Here is a 24,506-nt window from a genome sequence, read left to right as displayed (position 1 = left end):
AGGAGAAGATGAAGATGAAAAAGCTACTCAGCGGGGCGGTTGCCGCCTTTAGCCTAGCCGCCAGTGCATCACTGGCTGCAGATGAAGTGAACCTGCAGTTGAAATGGGTCACGCAGGCCCAGTTCGCAGGCTACTATGTGGCGAAGGACAAGGGGTTCTACGAGGAAGAAGATCTGGACGTGACCATCCTGCCGGGTGGTCCGGATATTGCGCCAACGCAGGTGATTGCGGGCGGTGGGGCTGATGTCACCGTCGAATGGATGCCTGCCGCTTTGGCTGCGCGCGAAAAGGGTCTGCCTTTGGTCAATATTGCCCAGCCTTTCAAAAGCTCGGGCATGATGCTGACCTGCTGGAAGGATGCCGGGATTGCCTCGCCCGAGGATCTGAAGAACCGCACATTGGGTGTGTGGTTCTTTGGCAATGAATTCCCGTTCATGAGCTGGATGAGCAGCTTGGGTATCGATACTGGCGGCAAAAGCGAGAACGGTGTCGAGGTCCTGAAACAGGGCTTCAACGTTGATCCTTTGTTGCAGCGTCAGGCCGATTGCATCAGCACCATGACCTATAATGAATACTGGCAGGTCATCGATGCCGGTGTCAGCCCGGATGAACTGGTGACCTTCAAGTACGAAGATCAGGGCGTCGCAACGTTGGAAGACGGTCTGTACGTGCTGGAAGAGAACCTGAGCGACGCAGCTTTTGTCGACAAGATGCAGCGTTTCGTGCGCGCCTCGATGAAAGGCTGGAAATATGCAGAAGAGAACCCAGAAGAGGCCGCTCTGATCGTTTTGGACAATGACGCAACCGGTGCGCAAACCGAGGAACATCAGAAGCGTATGATGGGTGAGATCGCCAAGCTGACCGCTGGTTCGAATGGTGCGCTGGACCCGGCGGATTTTGAGCGGACCGTGGGCACATTGCTGGCAGGTGGATCTGATCCGGTCATCACCAAACAGCCCGAAGGGGCCTGGACACACCAGATCACGGATGCAGCCTTGAACTAAGGTAATTCATCCTCGAAGCCGTTTTAGCGCGGTCCCAACTGGGGCCGCGTTTTTTTGTGCCAACTGTTGGAATTGTGCGTGTACTCGGGGTCAAATCAGGTTAGTATTTACCTGTAGAATTTCGCATTTCATCCGAATTAAGTTCGAAGATGGAGTAGAATGCAAGGATTTGCATCAGAATTCAAGATAGCGATGGGTCTGATCCTCAATGGGGATGCAGAGCTTTGGGCGATTGTGCTTTTGTCTCTGCAAGTTTCCCTGTTTGCCGTGCTGATTTCCGCGCTGATCGGGATGCCCATTGGGGCGGCTCTGGCGGTGGCACGGTTTCCTGGGCGGCGGGTTTTGATCGTGCTGATGAACGCGCTGATGGGTTTCCCGCCTGTGGTGGTTGGGCTGTTGGTCTATCTGATGCTCTCGAGATCAGGGCCCTTGGGTGTGTTGGAACTGCTTTACACACCAACCGCAATGATCATTGCTCAGGTCGTATTGGTCACGCCAATTGTGGCCGCGCTGACCCGCCAAGTGGTTGAGATGCTGGCTGAGGAGTACTCGGAACAGCTCCGTTCGTTGGGCGTGTCGCGATTGGCGTCTGTTCCGGTTCTGCTCTGGGATGCGCGCCTTGCTTTGGTCACCGCGCTGCTGGCCGGATTTGGCCGTGCGATTGCCGAAGTTGGGGCCGTGATCATCGTGGGGGGCAACATCAACCACGTGACGCGGGTGATGACGACGACGATTGCGCTGGAAACGTCAAAAGGCAACTTGGCGCTGGCACTGGCGTTGGGGGCGATCCTGATCGGGATTGCGGTGGCCGTGAATGCCATGGTCAGCGCGGCCAGCCTGCGGGCCGAGCAGGAGGGGTTGCGCCATGCGTGATCTGGTGTTGGAAATGACGAACTGCCTGCAGGTGCGCGATGTACAAATCCGCCGTAATGGCTCCGCCTTGCTGGATGTTTCTAATCTGATTCTGTATGGGCCGGGACCAACTTTGCTGTTGGGCCCAAACGGGGCGGGTAAGAGCCTGCTGCTACGTTGTTTGCACGGGCTGATCGTGCCAGATCAGGGGCGAGTGTTGCAGGATAATGAGGCGTTGAACGCCGATCACATGGCCAGGCAGGCCATGGTATTTCAGCAGCCGGTTCTTCTGCGGCGTTCGGTGTCAGCCAATCTGGATTTTGTGCTCAAGCGTCACAGCCTGAAACGCGCAGCGCGCCAGGCGCGGATCGTTGAGTTGTTGGCCGAAGGCGGGCTTGAGGGCAAAGCGCGGCAGTCCGCGCGTTCTCTGTCAGGTGGTGAGGCGCAGCGTCTTGCGATCCTGCGTGCGCTGGCGGTAACGCCCGAAACCTTGTTTTTGGATGAGCCCACAAGCGCATTGGACCCAAACGCGACGCAGATGATCGAACGCATGATCCTGCGGGCGTCGTCACGCGGCGTGCGAATTGTCATGGTGACACATGACATTGGGCAGGCGCGGCGGTTGGCAGCAGATATTGTCATGATGCAAGGCGGTCGTGTGGTTGAACACGGACCTGCCAAACAGGTTCTGGATTCCCCAGAAAGTGAAGCCTCTCGCTGTTATCTGGCGGGTGGCTTGGTGACTTAACAACAAATCGGAGATCATGATGGTTCGGGCAGTATTGCGCGCAGCGGTGGTGGGGCTTGGCCTGATGACAGGGGCGGGTTTTGCAGAGGAGCCGTTCATCATTGTGCAGTCGACTACTTCAACGCAGAATTCGGGCCTGTTGGACTATATCCTGCCGGGATTCGAGGCTGAATCCGGGATCGATGTGCGTGTTGTCGCGGTCGGCACCGGACAGGCCATTCGCAACGCGATAAACGGGGATGGCGACGTATTGCTGGTGCATTCCAAACCCGCGGAAGAGAAGTTCGTGGCCGATGGCTGGGGCGTTGAAAGGTTTGATTTGATGTATAATGATTTTGTGCTGGTCGGGCCAAAATCGGACCCTGCTGGCGTCAAAGGTGGGTCAGACATTCTGTCCGCGCTCAAGGCGGTCGAAGCGGCAAGTGCCGTGTTTGTCTCGCGCGGGGATGACAGCGGCACGCATAAGGCCGAGATGGGGCATTGGGCGGATACCGGCATTGATCCGACGCAGGCGTCTGGCACCTGGTACCGCGAAACCGGCTCGGGCATGGGGGCGACTTTGAATGTGGCCAGCGGCATGGGGGCGTATACGCTGACAGATCGGGCTACATGGTTGTCCTTTGGCAACCGGGGCGATCTTGAGATACTGGTCGAGGGAGACCCGCGCCTGTTCAACCAATACGGGGTGATTCTCGTAAACCCGGACAAACATCCCAAAGTGCGGGCCAAGGCCGGGCAGCGGTTTGTCGATTGGCTGACGGGGCCAGACGGGCAGATAGCCATCGAGTCATACCGCTTGCAAGGGCAGCAGGTGTTCTTTCCCAACGCGCGCTGAATGGACTTGTGGCTAGACTGTCCTTTATAGGATCAGTCCCTAGCCGCTGGCACCATTGTGGTGGACCTGTCCAAGTCCGGTCAGGTCGTAGCCGCCAAACTCGGATGCGCGGGCTTTGAACGGGTCTGATCGCAGAAAGCCCAGCAGTTTCTGCATGGGCGCATCAAAATAGGCGCGCCGCCAGATCGCCAGGTCCAATCTTTCGGAATGGGTCGGTGAAAATCCAAGGTTGTAGAGGCCGGCCAAAGCCCCGAGGCCAAAACCTGCCTCGGCTTTACCATCATGCAGGGTGATGGCCAGCTCTTCTTCGGTGCGGGCGCAGTTTGGCAGGGCGTCCAGATCATCCCGTGTCATGCCATGAGCTTCAAGCTGCGCATCGAACAAGCGCTGACTGGCTGCACTGTCCTGACGCAAGATAACGCGTCGGTCCTTGAGATCAGCAAAACCCGCGATGCCTGAGGTCCCGGGCGCAAGAAGCAGACCCCGTTGGCGTTGCGCGACCTCAACCAGCACAACAGGCGCCTCGCCCAGCGTGTCGCGTAAGGATTGGGTGTTGAACCCGTGCTCTTCGTGGATATGCAATGCGGCGGCCTGCGCGCTGCGCTCGGCAAGCCGGGTCAGACCGTCGAAGGAACCGTCGTAGTAAGTCGCCAGCGCCGATCCACTTTCGCGCAGCGCCCAGTCCAGCAAGGGATCGTGGCTACCGGCGACGATCGGGGGCAGGGGTGGTTCGGCCACATGCGGGCCCGACCGTGAGGCGTTGAGCCAGGCGATGACCTCGGCCCGGGGAAACAGCAGCTTGCCCATGGCGCGGACGCAAGGCAGCTCACCCGATGAGGCCAGATCGTAGGCCTTGCGCTCGCCGATCCGAAGCAGGTCGGCCAGTTCCTTGGTGGTCAGATATTCGGACATTTAATCCAGACGTACAGCTGCGCCAGAGGTGGCTTCTTCAGCGCTGAAACCCATCTGGTCCAGCGTGTAGGGGGCGGCAACGGTGATGACGACCATCGCGGCCAAGGCGGCAAGAAAGGCTTTCATGGTCTCCTCCGGTTCAGTTTCGATCAACCGTGGCGCTGCGCAGAAAAGCAATCAGGTCGGTCCGGTCTTGTACTTGTGTGATCCGCTGCATCGGCATCTTTGACCCTGGAATGTAGTGATCTGGCCCCACGTCGAAAAGAGCGTTTATCGTCTCGTCATTCCAAATGATATCAGAGTCTTGCAGCGTTTCCGAGTAGAAATAGCCAGGTAGGGTGCCGGCTTGCCGCCCAAAGATACCATGAAGTGTAGGGCCTGCGCGGCGTTGCCCATCAGGTGTCAGGCTGTGACAGATCGAGCATTTGCGGGCAAATTGGCGCTCTCCATTGCTCATTTCAGTGGGATCTTTCAGAAAGCTGGGCTCGGCTGCCGCCATTTGTTCCTGATCACCAAGGGCAGACACCGGCCAGCTATACATGGCCTCATCAATGCCGCCGGCATGGATGTTCTGCCCATCTGTTGAAAACGCCAAGGCCCAGACCGGGCCGCGCAGGGTAGCGCGGAAATCGCTGGCGATGCGCCAGTTTTCCGTGTCGATCACCATGATATAGCCTTCGCCGTCGCCGACGGCCAAAAGCGAGCGATCCGGGCTGAGGGCAAGGGACAGAATCGGGCGGCGATCCAGTGTGAAATCTCGTTCCTCACCTGTTGAAAGATCGCGGATGCGGGTCACGCCATCGACCGCGCCATAGGCGATCCAGCCGTCATCTTCGTTCAGGATCAACTCGTTCAAGCCAAACCCATGTTCGACCAGTCGCAGCACCTCTTGCCCGTTCGAGACATCCCATTTCCGCAGGCTGCCATCGACCCCGGCAGAATAAAGCTGGGTACCATCGCGTGAAAATGCCACCGCATTTACCCCGCTGCCGGTTGGCCCAAGCAGTGTTGGGTCTGACCCGTCAACGGGCCAAACGCCTATGGTGCCATCCCAACTGGCGGTGGCCACATGCGTTTTTGAGGCTGCGATGCCGACGATCTTGCCTTTGTGCTTGCCAACGACTTTTCCGCCCGGCCAGCGGCGCAGGGTAAAATCGTCCCCGGCTGAATAGATCGCAGTGCCATTGAAGACGACCGCATTGACCGCCGCTTCGTGGCCTTCCAGCCATTTGGGTGTCTGGTCTGACCACACCCCGACCGAGTTGTCGAAACTGGCCGTTGCGATCCGGCCATCCGATGCGGTGGCAATTCCCATGATTGGGCCACCATGCCCCTTGAGCGTGAAGAAATCAGCCCAAGCGGGAAGGGGGATCAGAGCAAACGCCAGAACCAGCGCGCGCATCTATTCTGCGGGTGAGGCCGCTGCCTTGCTGGCCTCTTTTTCCTGCACCTCTTCCAACCACAGCGAGTGGTGCTCACGCGCCCATTGCTCCTCGACTTCACCAGTGCCCATGGCGTCAAACGCGCCCTCCATGCCGACGGAGCCAAGGTAGATATGCGCTACGATGATCGCGATGAACACGTAGGCAACCATGACGTGCCAGACCTGAGCGTATTGCATCTCTTCCTGCGGTGACATCTGGACGGGCAGGCTCAGGCCCAATGCCTGCGGAATGCCGGTTGAATTGGCAACGGCGAATGTCTTGGCGAACATCGGCAATTCGAAGGGGAACAGCAAAGATAGACCTGACAGGCTGATTGAGGTGCCCAGCAATATGCAGGCCCAAAAGATGATCTTTTGACCCGCATTGAACTTCTTGGCAGGCGGATGGCTGCCCTTGGTGAACAGCCCCCCTCCGGCGGCGAGCCATTTCAAGTCGGTCCGGTTTGGAATGTTATGTGAAATCCAGTTCACCGTGACGATGATCAGGCCCAGCATAAAGGCCCAGGCCAGGTTATTGTGCAGCCATTTGCACCCTTGGGCGATCACCGCAAACCCTTCCCTGCCAAAAATCGGGATCAGGACGTCGCGACCATAGAGGGTGAGCAATCCGGTTACTCCGAGGATGATAAAGGATCCGGCAAAAAGCCAATGACCAAAGCGTTCGAAACTTTTGAAACGTGTAACCGTACGGCCCGTTTTTTCACCATCTATGCGAATGCGGCCGCGGATCAGGAAGAAGAGCAGGATCAGACCCAGCATTCCGGCGATGATATAGCTGCCGTATTCGCGCAATGGTCCGGTACGGAATTGCCACCACCACATCCCGCCGTCTTGAATTAGAACACTGTCTGCCGGGCCGCGCGATGACACGGTAACATCTGCCGACCCAAAGCGCAGCGCGCGGTAGACATCGCTGTCCGAGGATACGCCGCTGGGTCCAAACTGCCCCAACAACCCTTCGACATTGCCCTGGCCGGTGTTCTCCGATCGAAAACTGTTATCCACTTTTTCGCCGCGCTGGCGGGCCAGGATATCTTCGAGCGTTGACGCACCCCCGGTCGAGGTGCGTTCATTTGTGGTGGCCGGCGCCTCGGTCTCGTCGGTTTGTGCGACGACGGCTTGGGCCATCCCAATGGTCAAAAGCAATGCGATGAGTAAGCGGAACATCTGAACCTCGGTCAAAATTCCAGATCAGGCGACCCACGGTTGCGGGTCGCCTGTTTGGTTCATGAAAGCGGTCTTAACCGTCTTTCTGGTCGTAGGCTGTGCCCCAACCCCACGCGCCCGAGCCAAACCCGCGCGCGACGACGCGCTCGCGGTAGATGGCCGAGACCACGTCGCCGTCACCGGCGAGCAGGGCTTTGGTGGAACACATCTCGGCGCAGATGGGCAGTTTGCCCTCGGCGATCCGGTTGCGACCATATTTGGCGAACTCTGCGGTCGAGTGCGTTTCTTCGGGGCCGCCAGCGCAGAAGGTACATTTGTCCATCTTGCCGCGCGATCCGAAGTTGCCCGCCTGTGGATATTGCGGCGCGCCGAACGGGCACGCGTAGAAGCAATAGCCACAGCCAATGCACAGGTCCTTGGAATGCAGGACAACCCCTTCTTCGTTCTGATAGAAGCAGTCGACCGGGCACACCGCCATGCAGGGCGCGTCTGAACAATGCATACAGGCCACCGAGATCGAGCGTTCGCCCGGGTCACCATCATTGATCGTCACCACCCTGCGGCGGTTTACGCCCCACGGTACCTCGTGCTCGTTCTTACACGCGGTGACGCAGGCATTGCACTCGATGCAGCGTTCGGCGTCGCAGAGAAACTTTGCTCTTGCTGCCATTTTCTCTTCTCCTCCTTACGCTGCCCAGATCTTGCAGAGAGTCGCTTTGGTCTCCTGCATCTGGGTCACTGAATCGTAGCCATAGGTCTGGGCGGTGTTTGTACTTTCACCCAGAACATAGGGGTCTGCACCGGCGGGGTATTTGTGCCGCTGGTCCTCGCCCTGGAAATGGCCACCAAAGTGGAACGGCATGAAGGCCACGCCGGCACCGACCCTGTTGGTCAGCATCGCCATCACCTTAACCTTGCCGCCCTCAGGACCTTCGACCCAGACCTGTGATCCGTCCCGAATACCAAGGTTGTTGGCATCGCGCGGATTGATCTCGACGAACATGTCCTGCTGAAGCTCGGCCAGCCACGGGTTCGACCGTGTCTCATCGCCACCGCCCTCATATTCGACCAGACGACCTGACGTGAGGATTATTGGATAATCCTTTGAAAAGTCGTTCTTTTGGATCGAAGCGTAAAGGGTGGGCAGGCGATAGGCCTGACGGTCCTCGTAGGTTGGGTAGTCCGCCACCAGATCACGCCGGTTTGTATAAAGCGGTTCGCGATGCAGTGGGATCGGATCCGGGAAGGTCCAAACAACCGCGCGGGCTTTGGCGTTCCCGAAGGGCGCACAGCCATGCTCGATTGCGACCCTTTGGATGCCGCCGCTAAGGTCGGTCTTCCAGTTGGTCTCTGGTCCTGCAACGGCGTCGATGGCTGCACGTTCCTCAGCCGTCAGATCACCATCCCAGCCAAGATCCATCAGCATCTGCATGGTGAATTCGGGATAACCATCCTGAATTTCCGATCCAACGCTATAGACCCCTTCGGCCAGCAGGTTGTCGCCGTCCCGTTCCACGCCAAAGCGCGCGCGGAAGGTCAGGCCACCTTCGGCCACCGGCTTGGACATGTCATAGAGGTTTGGTGTCCCCGTGTGACCCATTTCCGGTGTTCCCCAGCAAGGCCAGGGCAGACCGTAATATTCGCCGTCGTTTGGCCCACCAATGGCTTGCAGCGTGGTTCTGTCGAACGTGTGCTGGTTGGCCATATGGCTTTTCAGGCGCTCTGGCGACTGACCGGTATAGCCGATGGTCCAGAGACCGGCGTTGAACTCACGCGTGATGCTTTCAACATTCGGGGTTTCCGGGTCGTCCATCTCGATATTGCGGAACAACCGATCCGCCCAGCCGAACTTGTTGGCGAACTTGGCCATGATGACCTCGTCCGGCAGGCTTTCGAACAGCGGATCAACCACTTTGTCACGCCATTGCAGCGAGCGGTTCGACGCCGTGACCGAGCCACGGGTTTCGAACTGCGTACAGGCCGGCAGCAGGTAGACGCCATCGGTCCGGTCATGTAGAACGGCGGAAACGGTGGGATACGGGTCGATCACGACCAGCATGTCCAGCTTTTCCATCGCCGTCTTCATTTCCGTCATCCGGGTCTGCGAGTTGGGCGCGTGGCCCCACAGAACCATGGCACGGACATTATTGTCCTGATCCATGTTGGCCGGGTCTTCCAGAACACCGTCGATCCAGCGGGAAACCGGGATACCGCGCTCGTTCTGCAACGGTTTATCCTTGCCGTCCTTATCTTTGATCGTGGCGAACTGACCTGCCAGCCATTCGGGATCTTCCCCCCAGACACGGGCCCAGTGACCCCATGCACCCTTAGACAGGCCATAGTAGCCGGGCAGGGTGTGGGACAGAACACCAAGGTCCGTCGCGCCCTGCACATTGTCATGGCCGCGGAAGATGTTGGTGCCACCACCCGAGGTGCCCATGTTGCCAAGCGCAAGCTGAAGCACGCAATAGGCGCGGGTGTTGTTGTTCCCGTTGGTGTGCTGGGTTCCACCCATACACCAGATCACGGTGCCGGGGCGGTTGTTGACCATCGTCCGGGCGACGCGCTTGAGCTGTGAGCCGGGAACGCCGGTCACACGCTCGGTCTCTTCCGGGTTCCAGTTGGCGACCTCGGTGCGGATTTGATCCATTCCCCAGACACGGGTGCGGATGAACTCTTTGTCCTCCCAACCGTTGTCGAAGATGTGCCACAGGATACCCCAAATCAGAGCAACGTCAGTGCCGGGACGGAAGCGCACATATTCATCCGCATGCGCCGCGGTGCGCGTGAAGCGCGGGTCGCAGACGATCAGCGGGGCGTTGTTCTGCTCTTTCGCGCGCAGGACATGCAACAGCGAGACGGGGTGCGCCTCGGCCGGGTTGCCGCCGATGATGAAGATGGCCCGAGAGTTATGAATGTCGTTATACGAATTGGTCATGGCGCCGTAGCCCCATGTATTCGCAACACCCGCAACAGTGGTCGAGTGGCAGATACGGGCCTGATGGTCTACGTTGTTCGTACCCCAGTAGGCGGCGAACTTACGGAACAGATAGGCCTGTTCGTTGTTGTGTTTGGCGGAGCCCAGCCAGTACACGCTGTCCGGCCCGGATTCCTGACGGATGTTCATCATGCCATCGCCGATCTCGTCGATCGCCTGTTCCCAGCTGATGCGTTTCCATTCCCCGCCTTCCTTTTTCATCGGATACTTGAGGCGGCGCTCGCCATGGGCGTGCTCGCGGACCGAGGCCCCCTTGGCGCAATGTGCACCCAGATTGAACGGGCTGTCCCAACCGGGTTCCTGCCCGACCCAAACCCCGTTCTGCACTTCGGCAACGACTGTACAGCCGACCGAGCAGTGGGTGCAGATGGATTTGATATTCTCAACGGCCTGATTGGCCGCTGTCTGGGCGCTGGCTGGCGTCACGGTTCCACCCGTGGCGCTGATCGCGGCAAGGCCGCCAATCGTCAGGCCCGAGCCACGCAGGAATGCGCGGCGATCGACGGTTTTCTCGCCGACCTGGGACAGGATACTTGTCCGCTGGGGGCGTCTCGCAACCCCGTTGGTCTTTTTCCTAAGCATTGTTTTCCTCCCTTGCTGGCCATGATGATCATGGCTGGCTTGGTAACTGCGAAACCGACGTCAGGGCCAATCGCAACCGTCAGTCGGGTGGTGACATCGTCCAGCTGGTGCGCCGGGCGCAGTCGTCGTGCTGAAAGCGTGCTTTCAAGTGGCTTAGAAGCGCGCGCTTTCCAGATACGCGCGGGTATGCGCGGTGTCCTGCATGCGGGTCTCGTCCGTCGGCAGCTCGGCTGCTTCGGCTTGACCGCTCAGGCTGGCAGCGGCAACAGCAGCAGGCGCTGCGGTTCCGGCCAGTTTCAGGAAGTCGCGGCGCGTTGCGCCTTCTTCCTTGGTCTTGCTCATGGGTGTCTCCTCTCCCATTTGCGATCTAGCGCCAATTCGGGCGCTGGCGAGTGGCGGGTTATGCCGCCGTCATTCGGAACGCCTCGCGCTCGATCTCCATGAAAACCCGACCGGCAGTACCGACCGAAGCATAGAGAACCGAGTTTTCAGCGGCTTCCAAATCCGAATAGAAATGCGCGGCCCAGGGGCCGATATGTTTGTTCCAGAACGCTTTTTGGTCTTCCAGCAAGGCAGGTGCGCCAAAGCGTCCAACGATCATGCCTGCCATCATCTCCATCAATGATGCGATGTTGTCTTCGGGTTCGAACACGTTCTGCGCCCGAGTGATGCCGCGCACGGCCATATCATTGCGCAGTTGCGCCAAAGGTTTTTCGTTCAGGAAACCAGTCAGGTAGAAGCTGGCATAGGGCAGCAACTCACCACGCCCCAAGCCAATGAACAGCGCGTTGAACTCGCGCTCGGCGGCGGCGGGTTTGGTGACCTTGGCCACGCGGGACATCGCTTGAATGGCCTGTCCCAGATCGGTTTCATCGCCGCTTAGCCCGGCCATCTGGTCCAGCAGCAATTGATCAGGCGGGCCGGCCAGAAGCAGACCGAGGAAATTGTAGAAATCCGCGCGCAGCCGATCCTCGGCTGAGATATCCAATGTTTGCGCGTTATCTGCGGTCATGCGCTATCCTTCGAATTCAAATCTCATACGACGCGGGGCAGGGCAAAGCTCTGTGATCTCTTCCTCCGCATCGAGCTCGGTTATCGGGACAGGTTCCGGGGCTGAATCCTTAGCCAGGATTGGCTGGACCTCAGGCTCATCCTCCGGCTCTTGAATCTCAACCCCGACTTCATGTTCTTCGGTCTCGGCCGCCAGTGCTTCGACATGAGCCAGCATCCCTTTGCCAACCTGATACGCGGTTTGCAGGTTCTCAATCACGCAGGCGGCGTCGGTGTAATCCTCGCCGTAGTCGACAAGACCATCCACATTGGCCAGCACCGGGTTCAACCGCCAAAGACGTCGCAGAGCGCGGCGGCGCAGACGGTCTGGCACAGCTTTGGCCATGAAACCCGATACATCATCGCCCGCCTGCAGCTGATCGGGGTCCGGCAGGTCAAACTCGGCCAGTATTTGAGCGTCGCTTTTTTCTTCGAGCTCGGCCTGCCGAAGGGCAATCACTTGTTCTTCTGCGGCGATGACCTCGGCCTCAGCTTCGGCCTGAACGGCAGCCTTGCGGCGGGACCAGAAATCGCGGGTCTGGGTCATTGCACAACCCTCCGCGGCGCGCGGTATACGTCAGAATCTTGCCGGATCCGCGCATCGCCTTTGCCATCCTCAACCAGATCGGTCCGTTTCTTGTCGCGGCGGCGTTTGATGAAAACGTCATCGCGGTGATGTTCCAAGGTAAAATCACGAACCCAGGCAATCAAACCTTCGGACATCGGGATTTTCTCGACCAGTTCCTCACCCGTATCCGCATAGTCCTGGCCTTCGAACGGAGAGGCTGTGATCAGTACCGCATCCATCGGGCGTTTTCCGTCCAATGCATCGCGCAGAACCAGATAGATCGACGGTTGCCCATCAGACAGGTTGACCATGTAGGCCTCAGTCTCATCCACCCAGAGGGTCAACGGCAGGGTGGCGGCGTGATATTCGACAGCATCACCCTCACGGCGCAGTTCAACCCAATCCGCAGGGCCTGCACCCGGCAGGGCAGCGACCGCGCGCCAGTTCCACTTGGCCCAGCGGGTGACCCCGGGCGTTTTGCGCACAATGACGCCAACTGGCATTTCGATACAGCTTGCGGCCTTGGCCACTGGCTCCTCCCCGTAAGGCTCTCCCGTGCCTTACCCTGCGTCTACTATGGTACACAAAATACCGATCTGCCAAGCCTGTATTATGTGCAAATCCGCGTGATCGACAAAAATTTAACATGTGAAATTCCGAGTATTTCTATAAGAAAATACAAGCCTTGCAGAATGCCGGTAGCAAATTGGGTTACGTTTGAAGTGTGGATTGTAAGCTGCAGGATACCATCTAAAGTGGGAAGATAAGGAAGCTGTCCGGGGGAGGGACATGGCCACCAAACTTATTCTATGCGACTGCGAAGGGTCGCAATCCGTCGATGCCGAGCGGATCGGATCGGCTTGCGATCTGGAGTGTTCGAAGGTTCACACCGGATTGTGTACCCGCGAACTTGGTTTGATGGCCGATGTTCTGACAGGCGAAGACCCGGTGCTGATTGCCTGTGGGCAAGAGCAGGATGTGTTTCAGGACCTTGCCGAGAATCTGGGTGTTGAATCGCCCGCATTTGTGGACATCCGGGATCGCGCGGGCTGGTCAGAGCAGGCGCAGGATGCGGCCCCAAAAATGGCTGCTCTGGCGGCCGAGGCCATGATCCCGATGCCCATCACACCCAGCGTGGATGTGATTAGCGAAGGGACCTGCTGCATCATCGGACCCTCCGAAGTTGCGTTCGAACTCGCGGATCGTCTGGCCGGCGTGCTGGCCGTGACAGTTCTGACAACTGATGGCGGGCATCCCATGACGCGGTCTTTTGACGTGGTACATGGAGAGGTACGGTCGGTCACTGGCGCGTTGGGAGGATTTACGCTGCGGATCGACCAGTTGCAGCAAATGGAGCCTGGGGGTCGCGGCGCTTTCGCGTGGTCAGATCCGCGTGATGGGGCCAGATCCGCCTGTGACATTCTAATTGATTTAGTAGGTGACACGCCGTTGGTTCAGGCCCCTTCCAAACGCGAAGGGTATCTGCGGGCCGATCCGCGCGATCCGTTGGCTGTTGCGCGCCTGGCGTTCGACGCGGCGCAACTGGTGGGGACGTTTGAAAAACCGCTCTATGTGCGGCTTGAGGAAACGCTCTGCGCCCATTCGCGCGCCGAACAGATCGCCTGCACCAACTGCCTTAATATCTGCCCAACCGGGGCGATTACACCAGCCGGAGAGCATGTCGCAATTGACCCGATGATCTGTGCAGGTTGCGGGGCCTGCGCCGCCTTGTGCCCTTCGACAGCGATCACCTACGAGGATCCGCCGGTATCCGCAATCCTGTCTCGCATGCATGTTCTGGCGCGCACCTATCGTCGGGCCGGTGGCAGTGCACCGCGCTTGCTGGTGCATGATGCCCACGGGGCTGAGATGATCCGGTTGGCCGCGCGTTTTGGCCGTGGCCTGCCCGCCGATGTGATCCCGATGGAGCTGAGTGTCATCTCGGGGTTCGGCCATGCCGAGATGTTGGCGGGTCTGGCCCACGGGTTTGCACGGGTGGACATCCTGCTTGCACCAACGACTGAGCGGGATGCACTGGATCGGGAACTCGCGCTGGCTTCGGCCATCGCCACAGATGCCGGTCTGAGTCTTATTGATGAGGCCGACCCGGACGCGTTGTGCGATCTGCTTTATGAGCAGGCTGTTCCGGCACCGCTGACAGATCCTGTGTTGCCCTTGGGCAATCGCCGACAGATCACGCGGCTGGCAGCACAAGCTTTGAACCCAATGATGGAAGAGCCGCTATCCTTGCCAGAGGGCGCCCCATATGGTGCGGTCGCAGTGGATACGGATGCCTGTACCTTGTGTCTCAGCTGTGTGTCGCTTTGCCCCTCGGGGGCGTTGATCGACAATCCGGACAAACCGCAACTGAACTTTCAGCAGGATGCTTGCTTGCAATGCGGCCTGTGTCGCAACATCTGCCCCGAGGATGCGATCACACTGGTGCCGCAGCTGGATCTGAGCGACACGGCCCTGTCTCAGCAAGTGTTGAACGAAGAAGAACCTTTTGCCTGTGTCGAATGTGGTGCCCTGTTCGGTGTGAAATCGACGGTGGAACGCATCATGGAGAAGCTTTCAGGCACGCATCCGATGTTTGCCTCGTCCGAACAGGCACGGATGATCCAGATGTGTGACAATTGCCGGGTCGGCGCGCAATTCAAGATGGAGGACAATCCGTTCCAGTCCAATCCCAAACCTCGGGTGGTTACGACGGATGATTATTTCTCAAAGCGGAAGGATCATTGATGTTGCAGCGGCTTGCCAAGATCTGCCGCTTCAATGATCGAAACAAAGGCGAGGATGGCGTCGAGGTCGTCCAATGTCATCTCAACCGGATGAATGGGCGATGGGCGTGCCGGATCGAAGGGTGGCGTCAGCCCATCGATCTGGGTGAACGCGGGGTGAGGGTTCAGCGCAAAGAAGGCCTGAAACCGTTCATCCCAATCCGGAAGGCTGCGCAAAACCGCGAAAGAGGGGGTCGAGCCCAACCCGTTCATCCGGTTTTTCGGACCGATCACGTGACAACGACCGCAATGAGTCATCGAAAGCTCTTCGCCCAGGGTCACGTCACCATCGGTTGTGGTAGCATTATCGGCGACGGCAACCTCAAAACTGGCACTAAAGGGCGGGCCCTGATCGGGTGTAAAGCTTTCGACCGTGCGTTTTCCGATATCGGATGTCAGCCAATCCCGGAATCGGGTCTGCCGAGGGTCGTCCTGAATGCTCAGATGGTAGATCACACCGTCGCGGGCAAAGACCGGATCACCGGCTGAGCCTACCGTCAGCGACATAATACCGCTTTCGTCTGCAATAACGCGTATCCCGGTCTTGAGCGAAAAGCGCGGAAGAATATGTTGCAACAGGCCGGTGTCTGATACCTCGGGCGGGGCAGCCAGCCCAATGGCCTCTTGCGACCCGGAAGGGGTGGCGGTGAGCGTCAGGCTGAGGCACAACAGGACAAAGCGCATGGCCAAACCTAACGGCCAACAGGCAAATGCGTCAAATGAACCAGGAAAGACGGAGACAGGTGCGATGAAATGCAGCCATGCGATGGAGCAGGTTTTGGGGACGAAGGCATGAGTGTCCGTGACGCGGTTCTGGCGAACCTTAAAAAGATCACTGACCCGGTCTCCGGTCAGGACATAGTCAGCGCAGGCGTTGTCCGTGCACTGAATGTCGAAGGCGATACCGTCCGGTTTGTCATCGAGATCGATCCCAAACATGCCGAGCGTATGGAACCCGTGCGCGCGGCAGCCGAACAGGCCGCACAGATGGTGGATGGGGTCGCCAAAGTCTCGGCCATGATGACCGCGCATTCCGATAAGGCCCCGCCGGATCTGAAGCTCAAGCCCAAACCATCGCAGACTGGTCCGCAGGCCGTACCCGGTGTGGATCGGATCATCGCCGTGGCCTCGGGCAAGGGTGGGGTGGGTAAATCCACCGTATCCGCGAACCTCGCCTGTGCTCTGGCTGCCGAAGGCCGGCGGGTGGGCCTGCTGGATGCGGATGTCTATGGGCCATCGCAGCCTCGGATGCTGGGCGTGTCGGGTCGCCCGGCCAGCCCCGATGGCAAGACCATTCTGCCGCTACGCAATCATGGCGTCACCATGATGTCGATGGGTCTGATGACCAATGAAGGCCAAGCGGTTGTCTGGCGGGGTCCGATGCTGATGGGCGCATTGCAACAGATGATGAGCCAGGTGCAATGGGGTGCCTTAGATGTGCTGATCGTCGATCTGCCGCCAGGCACCGGCGACGTGCAACTGACGCTGAGCCAGAAATTCCAGGTGGACGGCGCCATTGTCGTCTCGACCCCGCAAGATGTGGCCCTGATCGACGCCCGCAAAGGGATTGATATGTTCAACCAGCTCAAGACGCCGATCCTGGGGATGATCGAAAACATGTCGACGCACATCTGTTCGAACTGCGGGCACGAGGAACATATCTTTGGCCATGGTGGCGTCGCGTCGGAGGCTGAGGGGCTGGGCGTTCCTCTGTTAGGGGAAATCCCGCTGCATCTGGACATCCGTCTGGCCGCAGATGGCGGCGCGCCAATTGTAGTAAGCAAACCTGACAGCGCTCAGGCAGATTCTTTCCGCAAGATTGCCCGTGATCTGATTGCCAAAGGCAACGCATGAGTGATCCGGTCTTCCCTCCGCTGCTGTCAGGTCTCGCCGCGAAGGGGGGCGAGGACCCTTTCGAAAAAGCGCAGGCCATGGCGGCTTTGGGCTGTGATGCGGGCACGGTGATTTACAACATTCAGGCTGACCGCCTGCGCGTGGCTATCGTGTTCGCGCCCGAGGTGCCATTGCAAGACGCGATGGCGATGTTGCCGCTGTGTGCGGTGGGGTTTCAGAACGCTTTGGGCGCGCTGGCCCCGCCCGAAGTGGCTGTGCATCTGGGATGGGATGGTCTGATCTGTGTGAACGGCGCGAAGTGTGGCCAGTTCTATGTGGCGGCTTCGACCACCGAACCCACTCAGATGCCCGACTGGCTGGTGATCGGGTGGGAATTGGCACTGCTGCAAACCAGCGACGCACCGGGGAACACGCCTGATATCACTGCGCTTTACGACGAAGGTTGCGCCGATGTCTCAGCGACCCAACTGGTGGAAAGCTGGTCGCGGCACATGCTGACCTGGCTCAACCGCTGGCAAGAAGACGGCAACGCACCGCTGCATGGCGAATGGCTGGGTCTTTTGCGCGGCGTTGGGGAGCCGCTGACCGGTGGGGGTGTTTTTTTGGGTACGGATGAGCGGTTTGGCATGTTGATCCGGAATGGTGAAGAGACCCACCTGCGCCCGCTGACAGAGCTATTGGAGGCAAGCCGATGAAACTCGCCCGCGCGATCCACTTCGATGAAAGCGATATGAATGTATTTCATTCCCCTGCACGGACAGGTGAATGGTGCATCTCGGGCGGGTTCGAGTTTTCGAATTGGGGGCAAGGCGATCTGGAGGGGAAATCCCGGCAGGCCTTTGCCAATGGCTGGTTGGGGCTGGAAACCTTTGGGCGCGTGACCTTTGTCGCGGTGACACAGATTGAAGCGGCAGAAAAGGATCAGATCATTCGGAATCTGGCCGAGCATTTCGTGCAGTTCTACGGTGCGCCCTCAGCCGAAGCCGCACGCGGCGTGGCACAAACGGAAATCGATCATATGTCGGAGCTTTGCGTGGATCATGCGCCAAATACGCTGTTGACCGTTGCACGTGAGTTGACCGAAAGCGGCGTGCATGAAGCGTTTCGCGTGATCACACCGCAAGAGACGCAGTTAGAGGCGCTGGCCGTGCATGGCTCGCTTGACGACTAGACGTTGTCGACAAAACCACCGAACTGACCGCGTTTAAAGATCAGGCCTTTGCCGGTGCGGTACATCACCTGTTCGACCTGACCCACAAGGATCAGGTGATCCCCGGCTTCGTGCTTGGCGTGAAGTTTGCAATCAAACCGTGCCAGACACTCGGCCAGTTGAGGGCGACCGGATGCGTCCAACTCCCACTTGGCATGTGAGAAATCGGTGCCGTCGCGGGCGAATTTCAGCGCGGCGTCCTGTTGTTCCTGCGCCATGACGTGGATCGCGTAGTGCTGGCAGGAATTGAACGCGTTGAAGCGAAACGAGTCTTTGGCCAGACACCACAGCACCAAAGGCGGATCCAGCGACACGGATGCAAAAGAGTTCACGGTGATCGCACGGGGGCCGTTTTCCGTATGCGTAGTCACAACCGTAACACCGGTCCCGAAACAGCCCAATGCCGCGCGAAAATCGCTGCTTTGATCGGGGCCGGGGATAAAGGTTTTCTCGGTCATCGCACGCTCTTGTCTTCGCCGCGCCTCAGGTGCCATGCGGCAAAGGGTTTGTCCATCAAAAGCTTTGATCAATGCCAAGTCATCAAGTTTCCCAGATTTGCCTGGCCAACAGACGATACTTACCTCAACTCATCAGGTTGAAGCGTCTTGATACTCGGATGTGGGTGTGCTCGAAACACTTATCGTTTTTGCTCCAACCAAATTACACTTTAGGACGTGAAAAACCCATAAAAACTGGTGCTTACATGTTCTTCGTCGGCGTTTGGCGATATTGCATCTGACGCTGATCAACGGATAGGCCATCTTGATTTCAGATGATTTCGCGACCATTGAAGCCGATTGGAATTCGGACTCTCGTAGAGTGAGACGGCAGTATGACGCTCAGACTTGTGTCAAGTGTTGTTCCAAGTTGATTTTGCGCGATACAGTTTAATCTATTATAACAAGTCTTTAACTCACCGAGCCAGAAGGCGGGTTTCAAGATGCCGGTGTTTTTAACTTTAACTGATGCAGACATTAATGACGCTGCGTTCTGGGGGTCGCTTGATATCGGCCCTGATAGCACAATCGATGTCTCTGGATTGAGTAATCAGTTCCAGGTCACAATGACCGGGAATTCGATCACCTTCACGAACATCAATACGGGTGCCGTCACCAGTTACACAGATTCTGACCTTACCGCTGGCTCATTTAGCCAATTTGTCGAATACACAGGAAACAACAACGACGACAATGTCAGCGGATCTGTTGGCCTGAATGCGGGCGGCTACAGTGGTGGACGCGGGAACGATACGTTCACCGACACTGGCACACTTGGCGGCAGCATTAGTGGCGGGCGCGGCAACGACGTACTGCAAGGTGGTTCCGGCAACAACAATATTTTTGGAGGCCAGGGTCAGGACATCCTGCGTGGTGGTTCCGGTAACAACAATCTCAGTGGAGGCGGGGGTCGTGATACCCTTTTTGCCGAAGACGGAAGTGGGAATCTGGACGGCGGTGGTGGGGCAGATGTCATTTACGCAGGCCAGAACACGAGTTTCGTAAACGGTGGCAACGGAAACGACACACTGATCTTGCCAGCAGGGTCGACCTTTACTCCGTTTTCGCCCGGTTCGACCGGTGGCACCGTAACTCTGTCAGGCGGTGGTTCCTTTACCTATGTTAATATCGAGAATGTCGAAATTGCCTGTTTCACCAAAGGAACACGGATCCGAACCCCAGACGGGGACCGTCTGATTGAGGAGTTGGCGATTGGTGATCTTGTAGAGACGTTGGACCACGGTCCGAGGCCGATCTGTTGGATAAGTACACGCACCGTACCTGGCCGTGGAAAACATGCTCCGATCTGTTTTGCACCTCACACGATTGGAAACGAGCAAACCCTTAGGGTTTCGCCACAACATCGGATTCTGATCTCGGGTTGGCGCTGTGAGTTGTTTCTGCACATGCCCGAGGCGCTTTGCGCTGCCAAGCACTTATGCGACGGCGATCGGGTTTATGTCAGCCCATGTGACGAGGTGACATACATCCATATCATGTTCGACCAACACGAGATCGTATATTGCGAGAATGCTCCTCTGGAGAGCTTCTTTGCTGGCGAGCATATCTTGAACGCAGATCGTGCCGTATATCAGGAGCTCGTTGAGATATTTCCAGAGCTGGCCCAGGGTGTTGGACCATCGCATCCCGCCCGACCATTTGTTCGAAGTGCTGAGGCAAGATTGTTGAGGTGAGTCGCCTGGAGTGGTCAACGTAAAGACGATGCGCGCCTTCAAATCCGGCATGACCATCGCGAACGAAAAAGTCTTGAGGGTACCGACTCGCGACAAAGACTGTCGGCGTCAATCAGAGATTTTGGTAGGCCCGGCAGGACTTGAACCCGCAACCAAAGCGTTATGAGCGCTCTGCTCTAACCAATTGAGCTACAGGCCCGCCTGAGCGCTTTGAGTATCACGGTGAACGCCCGCGTCAAGCCTGACCGTTGCAACAAGACGCACAATCGACTAACCCGCCCGCAAAGCATTCTTAAGGGACCTACCATGACAGCGGGCAAGAACGGAATCACCTATGCCGATGCGGGTGTGGATATCGACGCAGGCAACGCTCTTGTCGATCGGATTAAGCCCGCCGCCAAGCGGACGAACCGCCCCGGTGTGATGAGCGGTCTGGGCGGCTTTGGTGCGCTGTTTGATCTGAAGGCAGCGGGCTATGACGACCCCATCTTGGTAGGCGCGACTGACGGTGTCGGTACCAAGCTGCGGATCGCGATTGATACCGGTGTTGTCGATGGCGTCGGTATCGATCTGGTCGCCATGTGCGTCAACGATTTGATCTGTCAGGGCGCTGAGCCTTTGTTCTTCCTCGACTATTTCGCAACCGGCAAGCTAGACACGGATACTGCTGCAAGGATCATCGAAGGGATTGCCGAAGGTTGCGCGCAGTCAGGTTGCGCGCTGATCGGTGGCGAAACCGCCGAAATGCCGGGTATGTATCCCGATGGCGATTTCGATCTGGCTGGCTTTTCAGTCGGCGCGATGGAACGAGGTGCTGATCTGCCTGATGGCGTGCAGGCGGGCGATGTTCTGCTGGGGCTGGCCTCGAATGGGGTGCATTCCAACGGCTACTCTCTGGTCCGCAAACTGGTTGAGATTTCGGGTTTGGGTTGGGACACAGACTCACCCTTTGGTGGAGGTGCGTTGGGTGAGGCACTGCTGACGCCGACACGGCTGTATGTGAAACCAGCACTGGCTGCGATTAGGGCAGGGGGCGTGCATGCGCTGGCCCATATCACAGGCGGTGGCTTGACCGAGAACCTGCCGCGCGTCTTGCCCGAAGGTTTAGGGGCCCAGATTGATCTGAATGCATGGGAGATGCCGCAAGTCTTCAACTGGATGGCTGAAACCGGCGGGATTTCTGAAGCTGAGATGCTGAAGACCTTTAACTGCGGCATTGGCATGATCGTGGTTTGCGCGGCTGACCAAGCAGACGCGCTGTCAACTTTGTTGGCGGATGCGGGTGAGGACGTCTCGCGCATCGGCACTGTCACCGACGCAGAAGGCGTGGCCTATTCAGGCAAACTGCTGTGAGCCACAAGCGCGTTGCGATCCTGATCTCCGGGGGTGGCTCCAACATGGTGTCGCTGGTCGACAGCATGACCGGCGATCATCCGGCGCGGCCCTGTCTGGTCTTGTCCAATGAGGCGCAGGCGGGCGGGATAGCGAAAGCCCGGGATCGTGGCATTGCAACCGCTGTGGTGGACCATCGCCCCTTCAAGGGCGACCGTGCCGCTTTTGAGGCCGAGCTTTTGAAACCACTGGAACAAGCGCAGCCAGACATCGTGTGCCTGGCAGGGTTCATGCGGGTTCTGACGGCTGATTTTGTCTCACGCTTTCAGGGACGAATGCTGAACATCCATCCGTCGCTGCTGCCCAAATACAAGGGCCTGAATACCCATGCGCGCGCCATTGAAGCGGGGGATGCCGAGCATGGCTGCACCGTGCATGAAGTGACCGCCGCATTGGATGACGGCCCGATCCTTGGTCAGGCGCGGGTTGAGGTTTCACCGGGCGATACACCCGATGATCTGGCCGCACGGGTACTGGTGTGGGAGCACAAATTATACCCCGCAGTGCTGCGTCGTTTCGCGGATGGCAACAGTTCACCCCTTATGCTGCCCTGATCGCCCCTGAGTGATTTACAGATCCCTAAAATTCGTCCTATGGTCGCATCTATCGCTCGGGACGCGGAAAAACGGGCAGTCACATAAAGAACAAGAGCAAGAATAGTACGGCGCATGAAAACCCTGACGACGACGCAAGAGCTGGCCGAGTTTTGCTCGGCTGCTGCAGGCTATCCCTATGTGACAGTAGACACCGAGTTTCTGCGCGAACGGACCTATTACTCGAAACTTTGTCTGGTGCAGTTGGCCGTGCCGTCAGAAAATGAGGACAGCGCCGTTCTCGTCGACCCATTGGCAGATGGTCTGTCGCTTGAGCCGCTTTACGACTTGTTTCGCAACGACAGCGTAGTCAAAGTGTTCCACGCCGCTCGGCAGGATCTTGAGATTTTCTGGGTCGAGGCCAACGTCTTCCCAACACCCTTGTTTGACACGCAGGTTGCCGCGATGGTCTGCGGTTTTGGCGAACAGGTGGGGTACGAAACCCTTGTGCGCAAAATTTGCAAACAGGGTGTCGACAAGACGTCTCGCTTTACCGATTGGTCCCGTCGGCCGCTGACGGATGCGCAAAAAACTTATGCCCTGGCAGATGTCACGCATCTGCGCAAGATCTATGAGCATCTGGCGGCGGAGCTTGAAAAGACCCGGCGCAGCCACTGGGTCGCGGAAGAGTTGCGCACCCTGACCCAGTCACAGACCTATGACATACAGCCCGAAGATGCCTGGAAACGGGTTAAGACGCGCACCAATTCGGCCAAGTTTCTGGCCGTTGTGCGAGAGTTGGCGCAATTCCGCGAGGCGTATGCGCAGGAAAACAACGTGCCGCGCAATCGGGTGTTCAAGGATGATGCCCTGATTGAGTTGGCATCGACCAAGCCCAAAACACCCTCTGATTTGGGTGGCTCTCGCCTGTTGCTGCGCGAAGCGCGCAAAGGTGCGATTGCCGACGGAATTCTGGCCGCGGTGAAACGCGGCGTGAATTGCCCGGCGGACAGGTTGCCCAAAGTTGATAACTCGCGGGATAAGCTCAAGGTTAACCCGGCGCTGGCTGACCTGTTGCGCGTGCTCTTGAAATCAAAGACCGAAAGCTCCGGGGTGGCGGCCAAGCTGATCGCAACAAGTTCGGAACTGGATCAGATCGCGGCGGGCGAGCGTGAATTGCCCGCCATGTCCGGATGGCGTTTTGAAGTGTTTGGTGAAGATGCGCTGAAACTTTGCGAAGGCAAGATCGCGCTGGCCGCCAATGGGGAAAACGTCAAAGTTGTCTCGCTTTAGGCACGGCTAGCGCCGGCGCGACTCCAATGCGTTCTGCTGTCCGACCACGCGCACCAGGCGAACGCCTTCCAATTCCTGGCTTGAGACATTGATTGCATCCGACACCATACGCGTCCGTTCAGACCCTTGCGGTGTCTGGGTTTTGGGATAGTCGACGCGGAAGGTGTATTCCAAGATGCCGTTTTTCTGGTTCTCTTCCGACTCCACCCGGACCAGCCGCGCATCAAATGCTCCCTGCCGGATTGCCGTGCCAGAGGCATAGACGATGGCGCCCGAGGGGATCGGTTCGATCCGCAGCTCATCGACTTTGGCAATCGGTACGCTGGTGTCCTCTGCTTCGGGTCGCTTGAAGAGGCCACCGCGCTCACGTTCCTGCGGAATCAGCGCGTTTGCATCATCTGCCGGTGGGGCTTCTACTGGGGTTGATCTGCTGCCCCCGAACCAGTTTGACGGGTTTACCCGCGAATCCCGCCAGCCGCAGGCAGACAGGGTCAGTGAGACAACGACAAGTAGGGACAGAGGTTTCAGCATGGACCCACAGCTTTATGATGGCAGTTCAGCCAATGGGTTAGCGCAATTTCCACGCCTTGAAAAGCCACGGCAGGGGCTGGACAGCGATGATGCCTGAGCTTAGGTCACAATTGTGAAGACAACGCAAGGATCGCCCCACCATGGCAACGCCCGCCTTTGAAGAAATCGTTGAGGATTTTGAGTTTCTCGAAGACTGGGAAGACCGATATCGTCATGTGATTGAACAGGGCAAAGCGATGGAACCGTTGGACGATGCTTTCAAGGTGCCTTCGACCAAGGTGGACGGATGCGCCAGTCAGGTCTGGCTGCAACCAATGATCGAGAATGGCACGTTCCATTTTGATGGCGATAGCGACGCCTTGATCGTGCGGGGACTGATCGCGGTATTGCGATCCTTGTATAACGGTTTGCCGGTGGCCGAGGTTCTGAAGGTGGATGCTGGGGGTGAGTTGGCCCGTCTTGGCCTGCATGATCACTTGTCTGCACAACGTTCAAACGGTTTGCGGTCGATGATCGAGCGCATCCGCGAGGTCGCACAACAAAACCTCTGACAGCCTGC

General features: G+C 58.1%; 26 protein-coding genes and 1 tRNA gene. 13 read left to right on the top strand and 14 right to left on the bottom strand.

The features are described 5' to 3' along the window. The first annotated feature begins 14 nt into the window (after positions 1 to 14). From ACR0EL_RS04540 to ACR0EL_RS04525, 4 genes are all read left to right on the top strand, one after another. Positions 15 to 1,004, top strand: coding sequence for an ABC transporter substrate-binding protein (locus ACR0EL_RS04540; protein ID WP_480498591.1), 990 nt, complete (start codon positions 15 to 17; stop codon positions 1,002 to 1,004). Between the two features lie 159 nt (positions 1,005 to 1,163). Next, positions 1,164 to 1,877, top strand: a complete 714-nt coding sequence (locus ACR0EL_RS04535; RefSeq protein WP_480498589.1) for an ABC transporter permease — start codon at positions 1,164 to 1,166, stop codon at positions 1,875 to 1,877. After that, positions 1,870 to 2,604 (top strand): ATP-binding cassette domain-containing protein, encoded by a 735-nt coding sequence (locus ACR0EL_RS04530; RefSeq protein WP_480498587.1) that lies wholly within the window; start codon positions 1,870 to 1,872, stop codon positions 2,602 to 2,604. Before ACR0EL_RS04535 ends, ACR0EL_RS04530 begins: the two co-directional genes overlap by 8 nt. Before the next feature lie 19 nt (positions 2,605 to 2,623). Then, positions 2,624 to 3,439, top strand: a complete 816-nt coding sequence (locus ACR0EL_RS04525) for an ABC transporter substrate-binding protein (RefSeq protein ID WP_480498584.1) — start codon at positions 2,624 to 2,626, stop codon at positions 3,437 to 3,439. 39 nt (positions 3,440 to 3,478) lie between these two features. On the opposite strand, the gene ACR0EL_RS04520 is transcribed toward ACR0EL_RS04525, so the two are convergent. From ACR0EL_RS04520 to ACR0EL_RS04475, 10 genes are all read right to left on the bottom strand, one after another. After that, on the bottom strand, positions 3,479 to 4,351 hold the full coding sequence (locus tag ACR0EL_RS04520; protein WP_480498582.1) for a substrate-binding domain-containing protein: 873 nt from the start codon (positions 4,349 to 4,351) through the stop codon (positions 3,479 to 3,481). After that, positions 4,352 to 4,477, bottom strand: coding sequence for a hypothetical protein (locus tag ACR0EL_RS04515; RefSeq protein ID WP_353007795.1), 126 nt, complete (start codon positions 4,475 to 4,477; stop codon positions 4,352 to 4,354). A 13-nt stretch (positions 4,478 to 4,490) separates the two neighbouring features. Beyond that, positions 4,491 to 5,753, bottom strand: coding sequence for a c-type cytochrome (locus ACR0EL_RS04510; protein WP_480498580.1), 1,263 nt, complete (start codon positions 5,751 to 5,753; stop codon positions 4,491 to 4,493). Beyond that, positions 5,754 to 6,962 carry a formate dehydrogenase subunit gamma gene (locus ACR0EL_RS04505; RefSeq protein ID WP_480498578.1) on the bottom strand — a complete coding sequence of 403 codons (1,209 nt, stop codon included), beginning with the start codon at positions 6,960 to 6,962 and terminating at the stop codon, positions 5,754 to 5,756. Between the two features lie 73 nt (positions 6,963 to 7,035). Beyond that, positions 7,036 to 7,632, bottom strand: a complete 597-nt coding sequence (fdh3B, locus tag ACR0EL_RS04500; protein ID WP_039530246.1) for a formate dehydrogenase FDH3 subunit beta — start codon at positions 7,630 to 7,632, stop codon at positions 7,036 to 7,038. 15 nt (positions 7,633 to 7,647) lie between these two features. After that, positions 7,648 to 10,542, bottom strand: a complete 2,895-nt coding sequence (locus ACR0EL_RS04495) for a formate dehydrogenase subunit alpha (RefSeq protein WP_480498576.1) — start codon at positions 10,540 to 10,542, stop codon at positions 7,648 to 7,650. 153 nt (positions 10,543 to 10,695) lie between these two features. Next, positions 10,696 to 10,884 carry a ubiquinol-cytochrome c reductase iron-sulfur subunit N-terminal domain-containing protein gene (locus ACR0EL_RS04490; protein WP_170376587.1) on the bottom strand — a complete coding sequence of 63 codons (189 nt, stop codon included), beginning with the start codon at positions 10,882 to 10,884 and terminating at the stop codon, positions 10,696 to 10,698. Positions 10,885 to 10,942: 58 nt separating this feature from the next. Continuing rightward, entirely contained in the window at positions 10,943 to 11,554 is a 612-nt protein-coding gene (locus ACR0EL_RS04485; protein ID WP_480498574.1) for a TorD/DmsD family molecular chaperone, read from the bottom strand. Positions 11,555 to 11,557: 3 nt separating this feature from the next. Next, positions 11,558 to 12,139, bottom strand: coding sequence for a DUF3306 domain-containing protein (locus ACR0EL_RS04480; RefSeq protein ID WP_480498572.1), 582 nt, complete (start codon positions 12,137 to 12,139; stop codon positions 11,558 to 11,560). Further along, positions 12,136 to 12,690 carry a DUF3305 domain-containing protein gene (locus ACR0EL_RS04475; RefSeq protein ID WP_480498570.1) on the bottom strand — a complete coding sequence of 185 codons (555 nt, stop codon included), beginning with the start codon at positions 12,688 to 12,690 and terminating at the stop codon, positions 12,136 to 12,138. The genes ACR0EL_RS04480 and ACR0EL_RS04475 overlap by 4 nt, the downstream gene beginning before the upstream one ends. A gap of 259 nt (positions 12,691 to 12,949) precedes the next feature. Here ACR0EL_RS04475 and ACR0EL_RS04470 point away from each other — a divergent pair, with 259 nt between their 5' ends. Then, positions 12,950 to 14,905, top strand: coding sequence for a 4Fe-4S binding protein (locus ACR0EL_RS04470; RefSeq protein ID WP_480498568.1), 1,956 nt, complete (start codon positions 12,950 to 12,952; stop codon positions 14,903 to 14,905). Here ACR0EL_RS04470 and ACR0EL_RS04465 read toward each other — a convergent pair. Next, on the bottom strand, positions 14,899 to 15,627 hold the full coding sequence (locus tag ACR0EL_RS04465; RefSeq protein WP_480498566.1) for a hypothetical protein: 729 nt from the start codon (positions 15,625 to 15,627) through the stop codon (positions 14,899 to 14,901). The two genes, ACR0EL_RS04470 and ACR0EL_RS04465, sit on opposite strands and share 7 nt — an antisense overlap. Positions 15,628 to 15,735: 108 nt before the next feature. Here ACR0EL_RS04465 and ACR0EL_RS04460 point away from each other — a divergent pair, with 108 nt between their 5' ends. Genes ACR0EL_RS04460 through ACR0EL_RS04450 form a run of 3 tightly spaced genes read left to right on the top strand, consistent with a single transcriptional unit; the run spans position 15,736 to position 17,968 of the window. Next, positions 15,736 to 16,797 carry an Mrp/NBP35 family ATP-binding protein gene (locus ACR0EL_RS04460; protein WP_480498565.1) on the top strand — a complete coding sequence of 354 codons (1,062 nt, stop codon included), beginning with the start codon at positions 15,736 to 15,738 and terminating at the stop codon, positions 16,795 to 16,797. Further along, positions 16,794 to 17,492, top strand: coding sequence for a biotin/lipoate--protein ligase family protein (locus tag ACR0EL_RS04455; RefSeq protein ID WP_480498563.1), 699 nt, complete (start codon positions 16,794 to 16,796; stop codon positions 17,490 to 17,492). Before ACR0EL_RS04460 ends, ACR0EL_RS04455 begins: the two co-directional genes overlap by 4 nt. Continuing rightward, positions 17,489 to 17,968 carry a DUF6505 family protein gene (locus tag ACR0EL_RS04450; protein WP_480498561.1) on the top strand — a complete coding sequence of 160 codons (480 nt, stop codon included), beginning with the start codon at positions 17,489 to 17,491 and terminating at the stop codon, positions 17,966 to 17,968. Before ACR0EL_RS04455 ends, ACR0EL_RS04450 begins: the two co-directional genes overlap by 4 nt. Here ACR0EL_RS04450 and ACR0EL_RS04445 read toward each other — a convergent pair. Next, positions 17,965 to 18,465 carry a flavin reductase family protein gene (locus ACR0EL_RS04445; protein ID WP_480498559.1) on the bottom strand — a complete coding sequence of 167 codons (501 nt, stop codon included), beginning with the start codon at positions 18,463 to 18,465 and terminating at the stop codon, positions 17,965 to 17,967. The genes ACR0EL_RS04450 and ACR0EL_RS04445 overlap by 4 nt on opposite strands. Before the next feature lie 605 nt (positions 18,466 to 19,070). On the opposite strand from ACR0EL_RS04445, the gene ACR0EL_RS04440 reads away from it, so the two are divergent. Then, on the top strand, positions 19,071 to 20,198 hold the full coding sequence (locus ACR0EL_RS04440; protein ID WP_480498557.1) for a Hint domain-containing protein: 1,128 nt from the start codon (positions 19,071 to 19,073) through the stop codon (positions 20,196 to 20,198). A 122-nt stretch (positions 20,199 to 20,320) separates the two neighbouring features. Here ACR0EL_RS04440 and ACR0EL_RS04435 read toward each other — a convergent pair. Further along, a tRNA-Ile gene (locus ACR0EL_RS04435) sits at positions 20,321 to 20,397 on the bottom strand. A gap of 107 nt (positions 20,398 to 20,504) precedes the next feature. On the opposite strand from ACR0EL_RS04435, the gene purM reads away from it, so the two are divergent. The 3 genes from purM to rnd all read left to right on the top strand — a co-directional run bounded on the left by purM (position 20,505) and on the right by rnd (position 23,416). Continuing rightward, positions 20,505 to 21,551, top strand: a complete 1,047-nt coding sequence (purM, locus tag ACR0EL_RS04430; protein WP_480498555.1) for a phosphoribosylformylglycinamidine cyclo-ligase — start codon at positions 20,505 to 20,507, stop codon at positions 21,549 to 21,551. After that, positions 21,548 to 22,144 (top strand): phosphoribosylglycinamide formyltransferase, encoded by a 597-nt coding sequence (gene purN / locus ACR0EL_RS04425; RefSeq protein WP_480498553.1) that lies wholly within the window; start codon positions 21,548 to 21,550, stop codon positions 22,142 to 22,144. Before purM ends, purN begins: the two co-directional genes overlap by 4 nt. A 114-nt stretch (positions 22,145 to 22,258) precedes the next feature. Next, entirely contained in the window at positions 22,259 to 23,416 is a 1,158-nt protein-coding gene (gene rnd, locus ACR0EL_RS04420) for a ribonuclease D (RefSeq protein ID WP_480498552.1), read from the top strand. 6 nt (positions 23,417 to 23,422) lie between these two features. Here the strand turns inward: rnd and ACR0EL_RS04415 are convergent, their stop codons facing one another. After that, the gene (locus ACR0EL_RS04415; RefSeq protein ID WP_353007770.1) at positions 23,423 to 23,947 is read right to left on the bottom strand and encodes a hypothetical protein; all 525 of its coding nucleotides are present in this window, start codon (positions 23,945 to 23,947) and stop codon (positions 23,423 to 23,425) included. Positions 23,948 to 24,087: 140 nt separating this feature from the next. Here ACR0EL_RS04415 and ACR0EL_RS04410 point away from each other — a divergent pair, with 140 nt between their 5' ends. Continuing rightward, positions 24,088 to 24,498 carry a SufE family protein gene (locus ACR0EL_RS04410; RefSeq protein ID WP_480498550.1) on the top strand — a complete coding sequence of 137 codons (411 nt, stop codon included), beginning with the start codon at positions 24,088 to 24,090 and terminating at the stop codon, positions 24,496 to 24,498. Positions 24,499 to 24,506 lie beyond the last annotated feature (8 nt).

This window comes from Ruegeria sp. AH12 (genome assembly GCF_056541465.1).
Note: the sequence above shows the minus strand (reverse complement) of the source record. Positions and strands in the feature narration are given on the sequence as shown.